This is a genomic window from Roseixanthobacter psychrophilus (assembly GCF_043195195.1).
Classification (GTDB): domain Bacteria; phylum Pseudomonadota; class Alphaproteobacteria; order Rhizobiales; family Xanthobacteraceae; genus NCEH01.
Genome location: NZ_JBAFWT010000002.1, coordinates 125864 through 142147 on the forward strand (window position 1 = coordinate 125864; position 16284 = coordinate 142147).

Here is a 16284-nt window from a genome sequence, read left to right on the forward strand (position 1 = left end):
CCGTGCGCTCATCGGTGCCGCGGGCTGAACGCGCGGTCTGCGGAGCGGCGCTCACGTCGTCTCCTCCAAAGCCGGCTCGCGCTCGATCTGCGCTGCCCCCGCAAGACGCACGGCGAGGTCGTGCAGGCCCCGCACGGCAAAACCGATCCATGCCGGCCGGTTGGTGGCCTCGTAGCCGACTTCATATGCCGCCTTTTCCAGCAGGAAGAGATCCAGCAACGGGCGGTCGAGGGCGGCGGCGGGGCCCCCGCCCTCGGTATAGCCGCCGAGGAAAGCGCGCTCCGCACGCGTCTTGAAGCGTTCAAGCAGGGCCTGGCGCTCCTGGGGCGTCTCCCAGGCGCGAATGTCGCTGGCGGTGGAATCGATGGCGGCGCGCAGATAGTCCAGAGACCGCAGCAGCCCCGCCACATCCCGCCACGGGCTGGTCTTGGCGCGGCGCTCCTCGATGGTGCGGCGCGGCTCGCCCTCGAAATCGATGATATAGGCATCGCCACCCGCCACCAGGATCTGGCCGAGATGGAAATCGCCGTGGATGCGCGTCATCAGCGCCCCCGTGGCATTTTTCGCCAATGCATCCACGCTGTTCAGAAGCGTTTCGCGGACCGCCAGCAGTGCGCGCACCCGCGCGGCGGTGGCTGCATCCTCGAACGGCTCCTGCGCTGCGAGGACGTCGAGCGCCTGGGTGACTTCGGCACGCGCCTGCACACCCCAGGCCGCAGCGTCGTCCGCGCCGGCTGCCACGGGCGAGAAGGCGGGGTCTTCGCTCGGTCGGGCGAGGACGGCGTGCAATTCCGCCAGCCGCCGCCCGGTCGCGCGGATGAAGGGGGTGAGGCCGCTGACCTGTTCGTCGAACGCGGCGCCCTTCTCCTCTCCATCCGGGGTGGTGGCGCCGAGCGCGCGGCGCAGTTGCTCCACCATCCAGGTCCAACCGTCGCCCTGATTGCGCACATGCCCGAGCAGCAGCGCCACAACGGCGGGCCGGCTCTCGCCGTCGAAGCGCACCACCTCGCCCAAAAGAGGCGCCGTGTTGGCATAGTCCTGCTCAGTCAGATGACGCGCCATTTCGGATTCGGGATGGATGCCGAACACGGTGCGCCGCACCACCTTCAGCACGGCTAGATTTTCAATGATGATCGTGGAATTGGACTGTTCCGCAGCGATCCTGTGCACCGGCGTCTCGGGGGGAATATCAAGGCCCGCCAGCCGGGCCGTGGGGACGAAGCGCAGGTCGCCGCCGTCGGGGATCGGCAGGGCGGTCTCGCTCCGCAGTGCCGCGACCACCGCATGGGGCATGGCATCGAGGGTCAGCGCATCGGTGAGATACCCCACCCGGCGGCCCTGGCGCACGCGGGACAGCGCGAGCTGGATTACCAATGGGGCCGGCTGGAGGTCCTCCCACGCGATGGCGAGCGGCATCATATATTGCTCGGTGCGCCCGCCCACCTCGACATCGATGGCGGCAAGCAGCAGTTCGGAGCGGCCGGCGACGGCCGGCAGCGCCAGGGACCAGGCGATGCGCACGGCCCCGAGCTTCTCGTTCTTGGAGGCAAACCAGCGGCGGCGGCCGATATAGGCTGGCAGTGCCTCGCTCTCGAGCAGGGCCTTGTGACGGTCCCGCGCGACCTCCGGCAGGCCGGAACGCAGGACCAAGGTGACGAATTCGGGCAGTTGTTCCGGTGGGGGCGCGTGCCAGCTGGGTTCGGCGACATCCTTTGCGAGATTGAAGGCATAAAATCCGTAGGCCGGCAGCGTGAGCAGATAGGGCAGGCGTCCAACGGGGGGGAAGGGCGTTCCCCCGACCATCTCCACCGGCACGCGATGCTCGAACTCCACCAGGTCAACTTCCACTGCCTGCAAGGTCTGCGAGAGATTTGCGACGCAAAGGAACGTCTCATCTTGGTATTCACGCAGATAAGCCAGAACCTTGCGATTTCCGGGATACAACAGACGGAAGGTGCCGCGGCCGAATGCACTGTGCCGCTTGCGGATGGCCAGCACCCGTCGCGTCCAGTTGAGCAGTGAATGGGGGTCGCGCAGTTGCGCTTCCACGTTCAGCGCATAATAGCCATAGAGCGGATCCTGGATCGGCGGCAGGACAAGGCTTTCCGGATCGGCGCGGGAGAAGCCACCGTTGCGGTCCGGCGACCATTGCATGGGCGTGCGCACGCCGTCGCGATCGCCGAGATGGATATTGTCCCCCATGCCAATCTCGTCGCCATAATAGATCACCGGCGTTCCCGGCATGGTGAACAGCAACGCATTCATCAATTCGATGCGCCTGCGGTCGCGCTCCAGCAACGGCGCGAGGCGACGCCGAATACCAAGGTTCAGACGGGCCCGACGGTCGGCGGCATAAACGCTCCAGAGATAGTCGCGTTCGGAATCCGTGACCATTTCCAGCGTCAATTCATCATGGTTGCGCAGGAAGATGGCCCATTGGCAGTTTTCTGGGATGGCTGGCGTCTGGCGCAGAATATCCGTGATGGGGAAGCGGTCTTCCTTGGCGATCGCCATGTACATGCGCGGCATGAGTGGGAAGTGGAACGCCATGTGGCATTCATCCCCGTCTGCGCCGAAATATTGCTGGGTGTCCTCCGGCCACATATTGGCCTCGGCCAGCAGCAGGCGGTCGGTGTAATGCGCGTCGAGATGGGCGCGGATCTTTTTTAGGATGACGTGGGTCTCGTCCAGATTCTCGTTGGACGTGCCTTCCCGCTCGATCAAATAAGGCACAGCGTCGAGTCGCAATCCGTCGACCCCGGTGTCCAGCCAGAACCGCATGACGGACAAGATCCGCTCCAGGACTTCCGGGTTGTCGAAGTTCAGGTCCGGCTGGTGGGAATAGAAACGGTGCCAGAAATACTGGCCGGCGACCGGATCATAGGTCCAATTCGACTTTTCCGTGTCGAGGAAGATGATGCGGGTTCCGGCATAACCCTGGTCGTCGTCGGCCCAGACATAGTAATTGCGCTCGGGGGAGCCCTTGGGCGCGGTGCGCGCAGCCTGAAACCAGGGGTGCTGGTCCGAGGTATGATTGATGACCAACTCGGTGATGATGCGAATGCCGCGGGCATGAGCCGCCTCTATGAAGCGGCGCGCATCCTCCATGGTCCCGTAATCGGGCGAAACCCCTTCATAAAGGGAAATATCATATCCGTCGTCGCGGCGCGGCGAGGGATAGAATGGAAGTATCCAGATCGTGTCGACGCCGAGGTCTGCGATATAATCGAGTTTCGACAGCAGGCCGGGAAAATCGCCAATCCCATCGTTATTGGCATCGAAGAATGACTTGACGTGAACCTGATAGATCACGGCGTCCTTATACCAATAAGGATTGCCGCCGCTTGCCGGGTCGATCATTCAGGCCTCCCCGGACAGGCGATAGATGGCGAACGGCAGCGCCGGGTCAAGATGCTGGTGCTGGACCTTGCCGGTCCACTCAAACGCTTGATCGTGCATCAGATCTTCAACATGCACGGTGGCGTCGTCGCCCCGGCCGAGTTCCCACAACGGGATCTCGAAATCGCAGGCCTGGGCCGCGTGGGGGTCGAGATTAATGAGGACAACCAAGAGGTTGTCGCGATCCGGCGTCATCTTGGCAAAGGCCAGCACGTGGTCATTCCAGGCATTGAGGAAAAGGATGTCGCGATGGGTCCGCAACGCCGGATTTTCCCGACGAATGCGGTTCAAGCGTGTGATTTCGGCACTGATATTGCCCTCTACGCCGTAATTTCGGGCGCGAATTTCGTACTTGTCGGAAGAGCGATACTCCTCCTTGCCCGGCACCGGGTCCGCTTCGCACAGCTCGAAGCCGGAGAACATGCCCCAGAGCCCGGAGAGGGTGGCGGCAAGGGCCGCACGGGCGAGGAAGCCGGAGCGGCCCGAGGTCTGGAGATAATAAGGGTTGATATCAGGCGTATTGACGAAGAAATGGGGGCGATAAAAATCGCTTACAGGCGGAGCTGCAAGATTTGTCATATATTGGACCAGCTCGGCCTTCGTGTTCCGCCATGTAAAATAGGTATAGGACTGGGAAAAGCCAATCTTCGCCAGGCGGTGCATGATCTTCGGCCGAGTGAAGGCTTCTGCTAGGAAGACCGCGTCGGGGTGGCGGGCGCGCACGTCGGCGATCAGCCATTCCCAGAACGGGAACGGCTTGGTGTGGGGATTGTCGACCCGGAACAGGCGCACCCCCTGGTCAATCCAGTGCAGCACCACGTCGCGTAGCGCCAGCCAAAGGTCGGGGATCGCATCCTTGGCGTAGAAGTCCACGTTGACGATGTCTTCGTACTTTTTCGGCGGGTTCTCGGCATATTTGATGGTGCCGTCGGGGCGCCAGTCGAACCAGCCGGGGTGTTCCAAGAGCCAGGGATGATCCGGGGCGCATTGAATGGCGAAGTCGAGCGCAATCTCCAGCCCGTGATCCTTCGCGGCCGCGAGCATGCGGCGAAAATCGTCCAGCGTTCCCAGGTGGGGATGCACGGCTTCATGGCCGCCGTCCTTTGAGCCAATGGCATAGGGGCTGCCGGGGTCTTCGGGGGCGGGGGTCAGGGTATTGTCGCGCCCCTTGCGGTTTTTTGCGCCGATCGGGTGGATCGGCGGGAAGTAGAGCACGTCGAAGCCCATGTCGCGGATGCGCGGAAGGTCCGCGATCACATCGTCGAAGGTGCCGTGACGCGTTGGATCTCCCGATGTGGACCGGGGAAAGATCTCGTACCAGCTCGCGAACGCGGCCCGCTCGCGCTCTGCGTCCACCGGCAGATTCACGGGATGGCGTACCGCGAAGGGGCGCACCTCGCTCGCCGTCAGGATCTCCTGGGTCTCCTCCGAAAGCAGCAGGTCGCGGATCGCGTCCGGGCCACCCTCGGCGAGGCGCCGCTTGAGATCCGCGATGCGCCCGCCGGCCGCGCCCGTAGCTGAGGCGGCGGCCACCAGCGCCAGGCCTTCCTGCAGTTCCAGATGTACGTCCAGGCCCGCCTTCACCTTGACGGAAAGCTCATGATGGTAGCTCGCATAGGGATCGCGCCACGCCTCGATGGTGAAGAGGTGGCGGCCGAGCCGCTCCAGGGGAAAGGCGGCGGCGAACCGGTCGTTGCCGAGGGGCGCCATGCGCACCTCGCGCCAGACCGGATCATCGGCCGGGCGCCAGAGCAGCGCCACGGCGATCCAGTCGTGACCGTCCGTCACCACGTCTGCCGTCACGGTGATGCTTTCCCCGACCATGCGGCGCACCGGAAAGGCCCCGCCATCCACCGCCGGAAGGACGTTCTCGATGGCGAGGCGTTGGGCGCGCGCGGCTGTGAGGGCGCCCCGGCGCCCCAGGTCCTCGAGTAGCACGGGCTGAGGCCGGAGGGCGGTCAGGCACGTCACCGCTCCGGGCGACAGCGACAGGACAGTGGAGGTGTCGAAGGGCGTCCCATCGGGTGCGTCGAACACGGCGAAGCCGTCGGTGTGGGGCATCACCATTCCACCCGCAACCTGCGCGGGCCGGTCGAGACGCGCATTGGCCAGTACCAATTCGGCGCCGTCGCCATGCGCCGTCTCGCGCAGCAGCGCGGCGACTGGGGCGCCGGGCGGGGAGATGAGGCGCCAGGGCGACCTAGCCTCTACGGGGCGTGCGAGCCTGCCGTTGGCGGCGATGATCGCTTCGGACAAGTCGAACAACGCATGTTCATGCGCGAACGAGAGATCGGTGGGGACCGATTGGCCCGGGTCGAGCGGATCACGCGCGCCATATTCGAACCCGGCAGGCATCAAAAGCCCGTCGCCTAGCGCTGCCGCCGCTTCCAAAGCGCGGCGATGGGCAAGGTCGAGGGCTGTCGCACCCGGCTCGGCCACCAGGCGGGGTGCGAACGGCGCCTCGGGAAAGGCGATGATGCTACCGAGGCGCTGGAGCACCGCCATTTCTTCCGCAAGCCAGGGCTTACGGAAATCCCACCAGGCCAGCGAGCAAAACCCGCCGTCGAAGCCGGCCGGCAGCAACGCCTCGATCTCCGACCGTGTCAGGCCGGGGGTCCAGGCATGAAACTGGGCGTCGTCGCTCACTGCGCGACCGGCGGCGATGATCGTGTGCCAAACCTCGGCGGGAACGCGCTGGGGGGTATCGCAGCGGAAGCCCGCGATGCCGGCATCAACCAACGCGGCCACCAAATCGGCGAAATAGGCGCCCACCGCAGAGGCCACCGAGCGGTCGGCAAAATTCACCAGGGCCCCCTCGCGTGCCGGTGGCCGGCGCGGATCGGGTGCATCCGGGCCGGGATCTTGCGGGACGAACCAGGACGGCTCCATGGCGGGCAGAAGTCCATCGCGAGCCATGCGGTCGACCACCAGATCGAGGAACAGGTCCAGGCCGCTTTGGCGGGCGTGGTCGGCGAGCGCTGAAATGCCATCGAGCGCGTCGCCCTCATAGGCGAAGCGGGCGTTCAACCGGTCGTGGTCGGCACTGAGGAAGACGTTCGATGCCCGCCCGGCAGCGAAGGGCGAAGCCAGCGCGATGGCATCGAAGCCGAGACCCGCGGCATGGGTGCAGACGGCCGCGAAATCGGCCAGCGGCAGGGGATCGATGAAATACAGGCGAGGTGGCAGGTGGCCCTTGAGTGAACTGGAATAGGTTGCACGCGGTTCGGAGAGGATCAGCATGGGGCTCGTCACTGCGGCGGGAGGACGGGAACAGGTCTCCCGCCGGCATGGCACCGGCTGAGCCCTTCCTTGACGCAAACGCGGGAGAGCAATCGAGGTTCCCCCTATCCCCCGCTTCGAACGGGCGAAATAGCGCAGACTTGGCGGGAGCGGCCGCACGCACCATACGGGAACTGGCGCGGATCGCCTCCGTTGTGCAGGACAGATGGGCCGTCCGAGGGGTGTCATGCCGCGGTCGCGGCAGTCGGTTCAACTTCCCGGGCGACCCAGCGGGAGAAAGCATCCATGGACGCGGTGATCGGGGACGCGGCGACGAAAGCCGGGGCGAGCCAGCGCAACGCACCCTGGTGGCAGCGCGCCGTCATCTATCAGGTCTATCCCCGCTCGTTCCAGGACGGCAACGCAGACGGCGTCGGCGACCTGCCGGGGCTGCTCTCGCGCCTGGATTATCTCGCCGAACTCGGCATCGACGGCATCTGGCTCTCGCCCATCTTTCCCTCGCCCATGGCGGACTTCGGCTATGACGTGGCCGATTATGTCGGCATCGACCCGCTGTTCGGGACGCTTGAGGATTTCGACAGGCTGGTGGAGGGGGTCCATGCGCGCGGGATGAAGCTGCTGCTGGACCTTGTGCCCAACCACACCTCGGACGAACACCCCTGGTTTCGGGAAGCGCGGGCGTCTCGCGACAATCCCAGACGCGACTGGTACATCTGGCGCGATCCGGCGGCGGACGGTGGCCCGCCGACAAACTGGCTCTCGGAATTCGGCGGCAGCGCCTGGGCCTTGGATTCGGCCACGGGGCAATATTACTACCACGCCTTCCTTGATCGGCAGCCGGACCTCAACTGGCGCAATCCCGAGGTCGTGGAAGCGGTTCACGAGGTGATGCGCACCTGGATGCGGCGCGGGGTCGACGGCTTCCGCGTCGACGTCATCTGGCACCTGCTGAAAGATGCCGATTTCCGTGACAATCCGGAAAATCCCGCCTTTGCGGAGGGGATGAATCCCTATGCGCGTCTGCTGCCGGTGCACACGACCGATCTTTTAGAGGTGCATGAGGTGATCGCCGGCCTGCGCGCCGTGGTGGATGAGTTTCCTGACCGGTTGCTGATCGGCGAGATCTATCTGCCCGTCGAGCGCTTGGTGGCCTATTACGGCGCTGACCTCACGGGCGTGCACCTGCCGTTCAATTTCGCGCTGCTCGATACGCAGTGGAACGCACGGGCGCTGGACCGGCTCATTACCGCGTATGAGGCTGCATTGCCCGCCGGGGGCTGGCCCAACTGGGTGTTGGGTAATCACGACCGCCCCCGCATCGCGAGCCGTGTCGGTCCCGATCAGGCACGGGTCGCGGCGATGCTGCTGCTGACGCTGCGCGGCACGCCGACGCTCTATTACGGCGATGAAATCGGGATGGCGAACGTCCCCGTTCCGCCCGAGCGGATACAGGATCCCTATGAGAAGAACGTGCCCGGCCTCGGCCTCGGCCGAGATGGCGTGCGCACGCCCATGCAATGGGATTCAGGCCCCCATGCCGGCTTTTCCAAGGTCGATCCCTGGCTGCCTGTGGCGGCGGATTTTACCGAGGTGAACGTGGCCGCCCAGCGCGGCCATGCCCATTCGATGCTGACCCTCCACCAGCGCCTGCTGGCCCTGCGGCGGAGCCGGGAGGAATTGATGCTGGGTGCCTATCGCGCTCTGGCGGCCGAAGGCGATCTGCTTTTGTATGCGCGCGCGCTGGAGGGGAAGGGGCAGGTGATGGTGGCGCTCAATCTCGGCGCCGATCCCCTCGCCGCCACCTTGCCGGGCGTCTCGGGTACGCTGCTTCTGTCCACGTTCTGTGACCGCGAGAACGAGCACGTTTCCGGCGAGATCACGTTGCGGGCCAACGAGGGGGTGATGGTCGCGATGGAGGCCGGGGTGATGTTGCCGCGCTGAGGCGCCCGGAACCCCGAAGAAAGTCGCCGGGGCGGCTATTGCGCCGCCGGGGCCATCGTTTCCAGTTCGGCGCTGACTTCGATCCAATCCTCTTCGGCCCTCGCCAGAGCTTCAACCAAATCGCCACGGGTCTTGTTCAGGCGGGCGGCATCGTTGGGGAACTTCTCGATCTTGGGATCGGCCAGCCGCTTGTCCACGGCCGCAATGTCCTTTTCCAACTTGGCCACCTGGGCTTCGGCATCCTTCAGGCGCTTGCGCAGGGGAGCGAGTTCCTCGCCATCGTCGTCCGCCCCCGCGATGCGTTCCTTCTTGCCATCGCCGGTCATGCGCCCGTTGGATTTGCTGAGCACCTCGCGGCGATACTGGTCGAGATCGCCATCATAGGGCTTCACCGTGCCGCCGCCGACCACCCACAGTCGCTCCGCGCAGGCTTCCAGCAGATGCCGGTCATGCGAGACCAGGATCACGGCGCCGGGAAAATCGTTGATGGCGTTGATGAGCGCCTCGCGCGCCTGGATGTCCAAATGGTTGGTCGGCTCGTCGAGAATCAGCATGTGCGGGCCGTTGAAGGCCGCAAGGCCAAGCAGCAGACGCGCCTTCTCGCCGCCCGAGAGGGACGACACCTTGGTGTCCGCCGCGGCACCGGAAAACCCCATCTCGGCCGCGCGCGCGCGCACCTTCGCCTCGGGCGCGTCCGGCATCAGCTTGCGCACATGCTGGGCGGCGCTGTCGCCGGGGATCAGTTCGTCAAGCTGGTGCTGCGCGAGATAGGCCACCTCCAGCTTGTCCGCGCGCACCACATTGCCCTTCTGCGGGGCGAGGCGGTCCGCCAGCAGCTTGGCAAAGGTGGACTTGCCGTTGCCGTTGGGTCCGAGCAAAGCGATGCGGTCGTCCTCGTCGATGCGCAGGTCGAGATTGCGCAGGATCGGCTTGTTCTCGACATAGCCGACCTCAACCCGGTCCAGCACGACGATCGGCGGGGAGAGCAGCTTCTCGGGATGGCGGATGGAGATGGCGGCCTGGGTCTCGCCCACTTCAGCGGCGAGCGGCTCCATCTTGGCCAGCGCCTTCATGCGCGACTGCGCCTGCTTGGCCTTGGAGGCCTTGGCGCGGAAGCGCGCCACGAAGGCTTCCATATGGGCGCGCTGACCCTCCTGCTTCTTGCGGGCCTTCTGGTCCAGCAGCAGCCGCTCGCGCCGCTGGCGGTCGAAGGCGGTGAAGCCGCCGCGATAGAGGGTGAGCTTGCCGTTGAAGAAATGCAGGATGTGATCGACGCTGGTGTCGAGCAGGTCGCGGTCATGGCTGATGAGGATGACCGTGCGCGGATAATTCGCGAGATAATCCTGAAGCCACAGCGTGCCTTCCAGATCGAGATAATTGGTCGGCTCGTCCAGCAGCAGCAGGTCCGGCTCGGTGAACAGCAGCGCCGCGAGCGCGACGCGCATGCGCCAGCCGCCGGAGAATTCCGAGCAGGGGCGAGCCTGCGCGCTCTCGTCGAAGCCGAGGCCGGCCAGGATGCGCGCGGCGCGCGAGGGCGCAGAATGGGCGTCGATATCCACCAGCCGGATTTCGATCTCGGCGATCCGGTGCGGGTCGGTGGCGGTCTTGCTTTCCTCCAGAAGGTCAGCGCGTTCGGTGTCGGCAGCGAGCACCCGCTCCAGCAGGCTGTCTGGGCCGGAGGGTGCCTCCTGCGCGACGCGACCGATGCGGGTGCGGTTGGGCAGGCGCACCGCGCCGCTTTCCAGCTCCAGCTCGCCCACCAAGGCTTTGAACAAGGTCGTCTTGCCCGTGCCGTTGCGGCCGACCACGCCCACGCGCGCATTCTCGGGGATGGCCGCCGAGGCGTGGTCGATGAGAAGGCGCCCCGCGATACGGAGCGAAATATCGTCAAGAACGATCATGATCCCGCCTTCTCGCAGGCGCGAAGGCGAAGGGCAAGAAAAAGCGCATTCCAACCTGCACAGCACTGCAGCGCGGTTCCGGTTCGGGCGCGGGGAGGCAGTCCGGCGGCCGGAACCGCCGCACTGCCGCGAAGGTTCAAGCTCGTGGAGGTCGCACGCAAATACCGCACCGTCCTTCCAAACCTCCTCGTGGGTATCGCCAGCATGAACAGTTTTGTGCCTTCAGATCTCCTCCCCGATGCGCCCCGGGGCCATGCGATGCCGTTCGGCGCGCAATTGGAGGCAGGCGCGGTTCGGTTCCGCCTGTTCGCGCCGGTCCAGCAGCGGGTGTTGCTGGTGCTCGACGAGAGGCATGTCCTGCCTATGCATCGGATGACGGACGGCTGGCACATCTGCGTGACCGATGCCGCCGGCGCGGGTACGCGCTATCGTTTCCAACTTGAGGACGGGCTGCTCGTGCCGGACCCCGCCTCACGCCACCAGCCGGAGGATGTCCACGGGCCGAGCGAAGTGATCGATCCCGCCCGCTATGCCTGGCGAGATAGCGACTGGCGCGGGCGGCCCTGGCACGAGGCGATCGTGTATGAACTGCACGTCGGCACGTTCACCTCTGAGGGTACGTTTCGGGCGGCGACGGAGCGGCTCGACGACCTGGTGGAGCTGGGTATCACCGCCGTCGAGATCATGCCGGTTGCGGATTTTCCCGGCGCCCGGAACTGGGGTTACGACGGGGTGCTGCTCTATGCGCCGGACAGTTCCTACGGCCGGCCGGAGGATCTGCGGGCGTTCGTCGACGCCGCCCATGCCCGCGGGCTGATGGTGATCCTCGACGTGGTCTATAATCATTTCGGCCCGGACGGGAATTACCTGCACGCCTATGCCCCGTGCTTCTTCACCGACCGTCACCAGACCCCGTGGGGCGCCGGGCTCAATTTCGATGGGCCAAACAGTGCCGTGGTGCGCGATTTCATGGTCCATAATGCGCTCTATTGGCTCGATGAATTCCATATGGACGGGCTACGGCTCGATGCCGTGCACGCGATCCTCGACGACAGCGCCGACCCGTTCCTGGACGAGCTGGAGCGGCGCGTCAGGGCCGCTGGCGGCGACCGCCACATCCATCTCATTCTCGAAAATGAGGAAAACGACGCGCGCCTTCTCGAGGGCGAACCTTCCACGCAGTTCACTGCGCAATGGAACGACGATCTGCATCATGTGCTGCACACGGCCATCACCGGCGAGTCGCAGGGCTATTATGCCGATTATGCCAGGGACGCCGGGAAGCTGGCGCGCAGCCTGGCGGAGGGGTTCGCCTTCCAGGGCGAGCACATGCCGTATCGCGGCTCGCAGCGCGGTGCGCCGAGTGCGCACCTGCTTTCGACCGCCTTCATCGCATTTCTCCAAAACCACGACCAGATCGGCAATCGCGCGTTCGGCGAACGCATCACCGCCTTGGCCCCGTCCGAGGCGGTGCGGGCGGCGGCGGCGATCTATCTGCTGGCCCCGCAGATTCCCATGCTGTTCATGGGCGAGGAATGGGCGGCGCCCCAGCCGTTCCTGTTCTTCTGCGCCTTCGAGGGCGATCTTGCCGAGGCGGTGCGGACCGGCCGGCGCGCCGAATTCGCGCGCTTCCCGGCGTTCCAAGATCCCGACATGCGCGCACGTATTCCCGATCCCGTCGCCCAGTCCACCTTCCTCGCCTCGAAGCTCGAATGGTCGGACCGCGACCGCCCGGAGCATTTGGATTGGCTGCACTGGTATCGCAACGCCATCGCCGCGCGGCGCGAGCACATCTGGCCGCTGCTGCCACATCTTTCCGGCGAGCGGGCGACCTCGCGCCTCGTGGGGCCTGCCGCGCTGGAGGTGGAATGGCGGTTGGACGACGGGCGCCGGCTCTGCCTTGCCGCCAATGTCGGCGCCACCTGGCAGGATGGGTTTTTCCCGCCCGCCGGCACTCCCATCCTGAGCGAGGGGGCCTTTCAGAAGGGCCAAGCCGCCCCTTGGTCAGTGCGGTGGAACCTAGATGCGCCTCAGGCGCCGTAGATCCAGCCGTAATGGTCGACCAGCCGGTCCCCGGTGAGGCGGAGCACGGCATCGCGGGCGAACTTCGCGGGGCCGGAGAGGTGATACACCGTGCCGTTGGTCCGGGCATCGCGCTGGATGCGGGCGGTGCGGGGCTGGCGGGCTGCCTCATAGGCGCGCAGAGCCTGGGTGACGGAAGTGGCACGCCGCAATTCGATTGCGAGCGCCGCCGCATCCTCGATCGCCTGGGCCGCACCCTGCGCGAGGAACGGCAGCATGGCATGAGCGGCATCGCCCAGCAGTGTGACACGGCCCGAGCCCCAGCGGGGCAGGGGGTCGAGATCGTACAGACCCCAGCATTGGAACCCAGGCGCAGCGGCCAGAAGGCGGCGTACGGGCTCGGCCCATTCGGAGAAGGCGGCATGGACGGTGCTTGCGTCGCCCTCTTCACTCCAGCGAGTGACCGGCCGGGTCTCCTTCACCACCGCCACCACATTGATGGCGCGGCCCGATCGCACGGGATATGTAACCAGATGCGCCTCTGCGCCCAGATATAATTGCACGACGTTGGGCGCGCGACCCTGCTCCACGGGAATGGTGGAGCGATAGGCGACGCGCTCGGCAAACACGGGGCTCGCCGCAAGCCCGATCTGCGGCCTGACCGCCGAGCGGATGCCGTCTGCGCCGACCAATATGTCAGCTTCCAGCGGCACCGCCTCTCCGGCCCGGTTGGCGAGGGCGGATGCCTCGTTCTCTCCAGCTTCGACGCCTTCCAGGCGCGCGCCGAGCAAGATCTCGGCGCCGGCCGCGTATGCGGCCTCGCTGAGCACGCGATGGAGGTCGGCCCTGTGGACCACAAGGAAGGGGGCACCGAACCGGGCGGTTGCGGCATCGTAGGGGCAATGGGCGATCACCGCGTCGCTGCGGCCGTCGCGCACTTCCAGTGCGTCGGGGGCGATGGCGACCGCTTCCAGCGCGGGCAGGAGATCGAGATCGCGCAGCACGCGGGTGGCGTTCGGCGTCAATTGGAGTCCGGCACCCACTTCCTCAAGCGCCTCGGCCTGCTCCAGCACGCGCACGTCGATCCCTTCGCGGCGCAGGGCAATGGCACAAGCCAAGCCCCCGATTCCCGCACCGACGATAATGGCGCTGCGCGCGACAGGGGATGTCATGGGCGATCAGGCGGCAACCGGCCGCTGCTCCCACACGCAGCCCTCGGGCTTGGCCTCGTCGGCGTGGAGCGCCGGATTGTAGCGGTAGAGCGTGGAGCAATAGGAGCACACGGCTTCGGTCTCGTCGCCCATGTCGATGAAGATGTGCGGATGGTCGAATGGCGGCTTGGCGCCGATGCACATGAATTCCTTCGCGCCCACCTCGACGACGGTCACGCCGAGATCGTTGCAGAAATGGGGGATGCTATGGGCTGCCATGGCTATGCCTGTCCGTGTCGTCGCCGGCTGGAATCCGCGCGACATTAGCGCTTCGTTTCCGCCGCTCCAAGCGGAAAGGCCGCCCTTTTGCGGCGGTGCGTACAAAATGCGGCGGTGCCGCAAATGACGTTTTGCGATAGGTCATGGCGCCGTTTTTGCCATCTTTATGCCGCTTCTTCAGCTTAACCAGAGTGCCGATCACGAACAGGGAGGCCGCAGTATGAAGCAGTATGTCGCGCGCGGCCGTCGATCGCCGATCCCTGAAACGACCAGCCGGACCGCGTCCCGCTAGGTTCGTTCGCGCGCCCCAAAACGCGCGCCCTGATGCGCTCCGCCAGATCTTTGACGCCCGTTTCGTGCGCTTCGATCTTCCACGCGCCTGTTCCATTTCATCATCATTCGAGGCCGGTCCAGCGCCTGCGCGGCCGGAAATCACCATGTCACTTTTCGGTTCACACAAGCGCGCGGACACGTTCCGCTCGGTTTTCGCCTTTCTTTGGGGCCATTGGCGGCGCCGGCCGGTGCTGCTTGGCTCGATCATGACCGGCATGATGGTCGCGACGCTGGGCGAAGTCCTGGTGCCGATCTTCGTCGGCCGGCTGGTGGATGGCCTTGCGGCCGCGCAGGCCGGCGGAGAGGGCGCGCGGCTGCTGGCCCGAGAGGTGGCACTGAAGGCCTTTCTCGCCATCCTCGCGCTTGGCGCGGTGACGGTGGTGGTGCGCCATTTCGCCTTCATGGGCATCGTCACGCTGACCTTGCGCATGATGTCCGAGATTGCCTCTGACGCCTTTGCCCGTGTGCAGCGCTTCTCCTCCGATTGGCACGCGAATTCCTTCGCCGGCTCCACTGTGCGGAAGATCTCGCGGGGCATGTGGTCACTTGATTTGCTGAACGACACGATCGTAATGGCGTTGCTGCCCTCGCTTGTGGTGCTGGCGGGATCGGCGCTGGTTCTTGGCCTGTATTGGCCGGTCATGGGCCTGCTCGTGGGTGCCGGCGCCGTGTTGTATGTGGCCATGACGCTGCTGCTCTCCACGGCCTATGTCGCTCCGGCGGCCCGGCTTTCAAACGCCTGGGACACCAAGGTGGGTGGCACGCTGGCAGATGCGGTGAGCTGCAATGCCGTGGTCAAGGGCTTCGGCACGGAGGCTCGCGAGGACGCGCGCCTCGCCGGCGTGCTGAACAAATGGAATGTGCGGACCCGTCGCACCTGGCGCGCGGCCACCTGGAGCGGGACAGCCCAATTGGTGGCGCTGCTCGCCCTGCAGACCGGCATCATCGGCACCGCCCTGATGCTGTGGTGGCAGGGGCAGGCGAGCCCGGGCGACGTCGCCTATGTGCTCACCACGGAGTTCGTGGTGCACGGCTATCTGCGCGAGGTCGGCATGCACGTGCACAATCTTCAGCGCTCGGTCAACGAGATGGAGGAACTGGTGGAGCTGCACAAGACGCCGCTTGCCATCGCCGACAAGCTTGATGCCGTGCCGGCGCGGGTGGAGCGGGGCGCGATCGCCTTCGAGCATGTGCGCTTCCATTACGCAGGCCACGAAAAGCCGTTGTACGACGATCTCTCGCTCACCATCGATGCCGGCGAGCGGGTGGGGCTGGTCGGCCATTCCGGATCCGGCAAGACCACCTTCGTCAAGCTGATCCAGCGGCTGCACGATGTGACCGGCGGGCGGGTGCTGGTGGACGGGCAGGACGTGCGCGAGGTGCAGCAGGGGGCGCTGCGGCGGTCCATCGCGGTGGTGGCGCAGGAGCCAATCCTGTTTCATCGTTCGCTTGCGGAGAACATCGCCTATGGTCGGCCCGACGCCACGCGCGCCGAGATTGAAAGGGCGGCATCGCTTGCAAATGCCAGTGGCTTCATCGAGCGGATGCCACGCGGTTACGGCACGCTGGTGGGCGAGCGGGGAGTGAAGCTCTCGGGCGGCGAACGCCAACGGATCGCGATTGCCCGTGCGTTTCTGGCCGATGCGCCCATCCTGATCCTGGACGAGGCGACCTCCAGCCTTGATTCGGAATCTGAGGCGCTGATCCAGGAGGCCATGGAGCGGTTGATGATCGGGCGGACCACGCTGGTCATCGCGCACCGGCTCTCCACCGTGCGCTCGCTTGATCGCCTGCTGGTGTTCGACAAGGGGCGCATCGTGGAGGAGGGCGACCATGACGCCTTGGTTGCGCGCGAAAACGGCCTGTATCGGCGCCTGTTCGAGCGTCAGGCTCTCGATCTTGTGAAGGGGCTCGCCGCCTGAGCGCGATGCAGGCGGCCCTTGCGCGCGAACGGTGCCCCCGCGCGCCGAGATAAAAATAAGGGGACGGCCGATGCGCCGCCCCCTGACAAAGCCACA

Annotated in this window: 8 protein-coding genes; 3 read left to right on the forward strand and 5 right to left on the reverse strand. The window is 65.7% G+C overall.

What is annotated here, in order from left to right; all coding sequences use genetic code 11:
• Positions 1–51: 51 nt before the first annotated feature.
• Both treS and V5F77_RS02925 read right to left on the reverse strand, forming a co-directional pair.
• Positions 52–3360 carry a maltose alpha-D-glucosyltransferase gene (gene treS, locus V5F77_RS02920; RefSeq protein ID WP_429003826.1) on the reverse strand — a complete coding sequence of 1103 codons (3309 nt, stop codon included), beginning with the start codon at positions 3358–3360 and terminating at the stop codon, positions 52–54.
• Positions 3361–6639 (reverse strand): alpha-1,4-glucan--maltose-1-phosphate maltosyltransferase, encoded by a 3279-nt coding sequence (locus tag V5F77_RS02925; protein WP_429003827.1) that lies wholly within the window; start codon positions 6637–6639, stop codon positions 3361–3363.
• 285 nt (positions 6640–6924) lie between these two features.
• On the opposite strand from V5F77_RS02925, the gene V5F77_RS02930 reads away from it, so the two are divergent.
• Positions 6925–8580 (forward strand): alpha-amylase family glycosyl hydrolase, encoded by a 1656-nt coding sequence (locus V5F77_RS02930; RefSeq protein WP_429003828.1) that lies wholly within the window; start codon positions 6925–6927, stop codon positions 8578–8580.
• Positions 8581–8615: 35 nt separating this feature from the next.
• On the opposite strand, the gene V5F77_RS02935 is transcribed toward V5F77_RS02930, so the two are convergent.
• Positions 8616–10481, reverse strand: a complete 1866-nt coding sequence (locus tag V5F77_RS02935) for an ABC-F family ATP-binding cassette domain-containing protein (RefSeq protein ID WP_429003829.1) — start codon at positions 10479–10481, stop codon at positions 8616–8618.
• A 204-nt stretch (positions 10482–10685) separates the two neighbouring features.
• Between V5F77_RS02935 and treZ the strand changes: the two genes are divergently transcribed.
• Complete coding sequence (gene treZ, locus V5F77_RS02940; protein ID WP_429003830.1) at positions 10686–12524, forward strand: malto-oligosyltrehalose trehalohydrolase; 1839 nt, start codon at positions 10686–10688, stop codon at positions 12522–12524.
• Here the strand turns inward: treZ and V5F77_RS02945 are convergent.
• Positions 12512–13675, reverse strand: coding sequence for an FAD-dependent monooxygenase (locus V5F77_RS02945; protein WP_429003831.1), 1164 nt, complete (start codon positions 13673–13675; stop codon positions 12512–12514). The two genes, treZ and V5F77_RS02945, sit on opposite strands and share 13 nt — an antisense overlap.
• A 6-nt stretch (positions 13676–13681) precedes the next feature.
• Entirely contained in the window at positions 13682–13933 is a 252-nt protein-coding gene (locus tag V5F77_RS02950) for a zinc-finger domain-containing protein (protein ID WP_429003832.1), read from the reverse strand.
• A gap of 437 nt (positions 13934–14370) precedes the next feature.
• Between V5F77_RS02950 and V5F77_RS02955 the strand changes: the two genes are divergently transcribed.
• Positions 14371–16188, forward strand: a complete 1818-nt coding sequence (locus V5F77_RS02955; RefSeq protein ID WP_429003833.1) for an ABC transporter ATP-binding protein — start codon at positions 14371–14373, stop codon at positions 16186–16188.
• Positions 16189–16284: the final 96 nt, after the last annotated feature.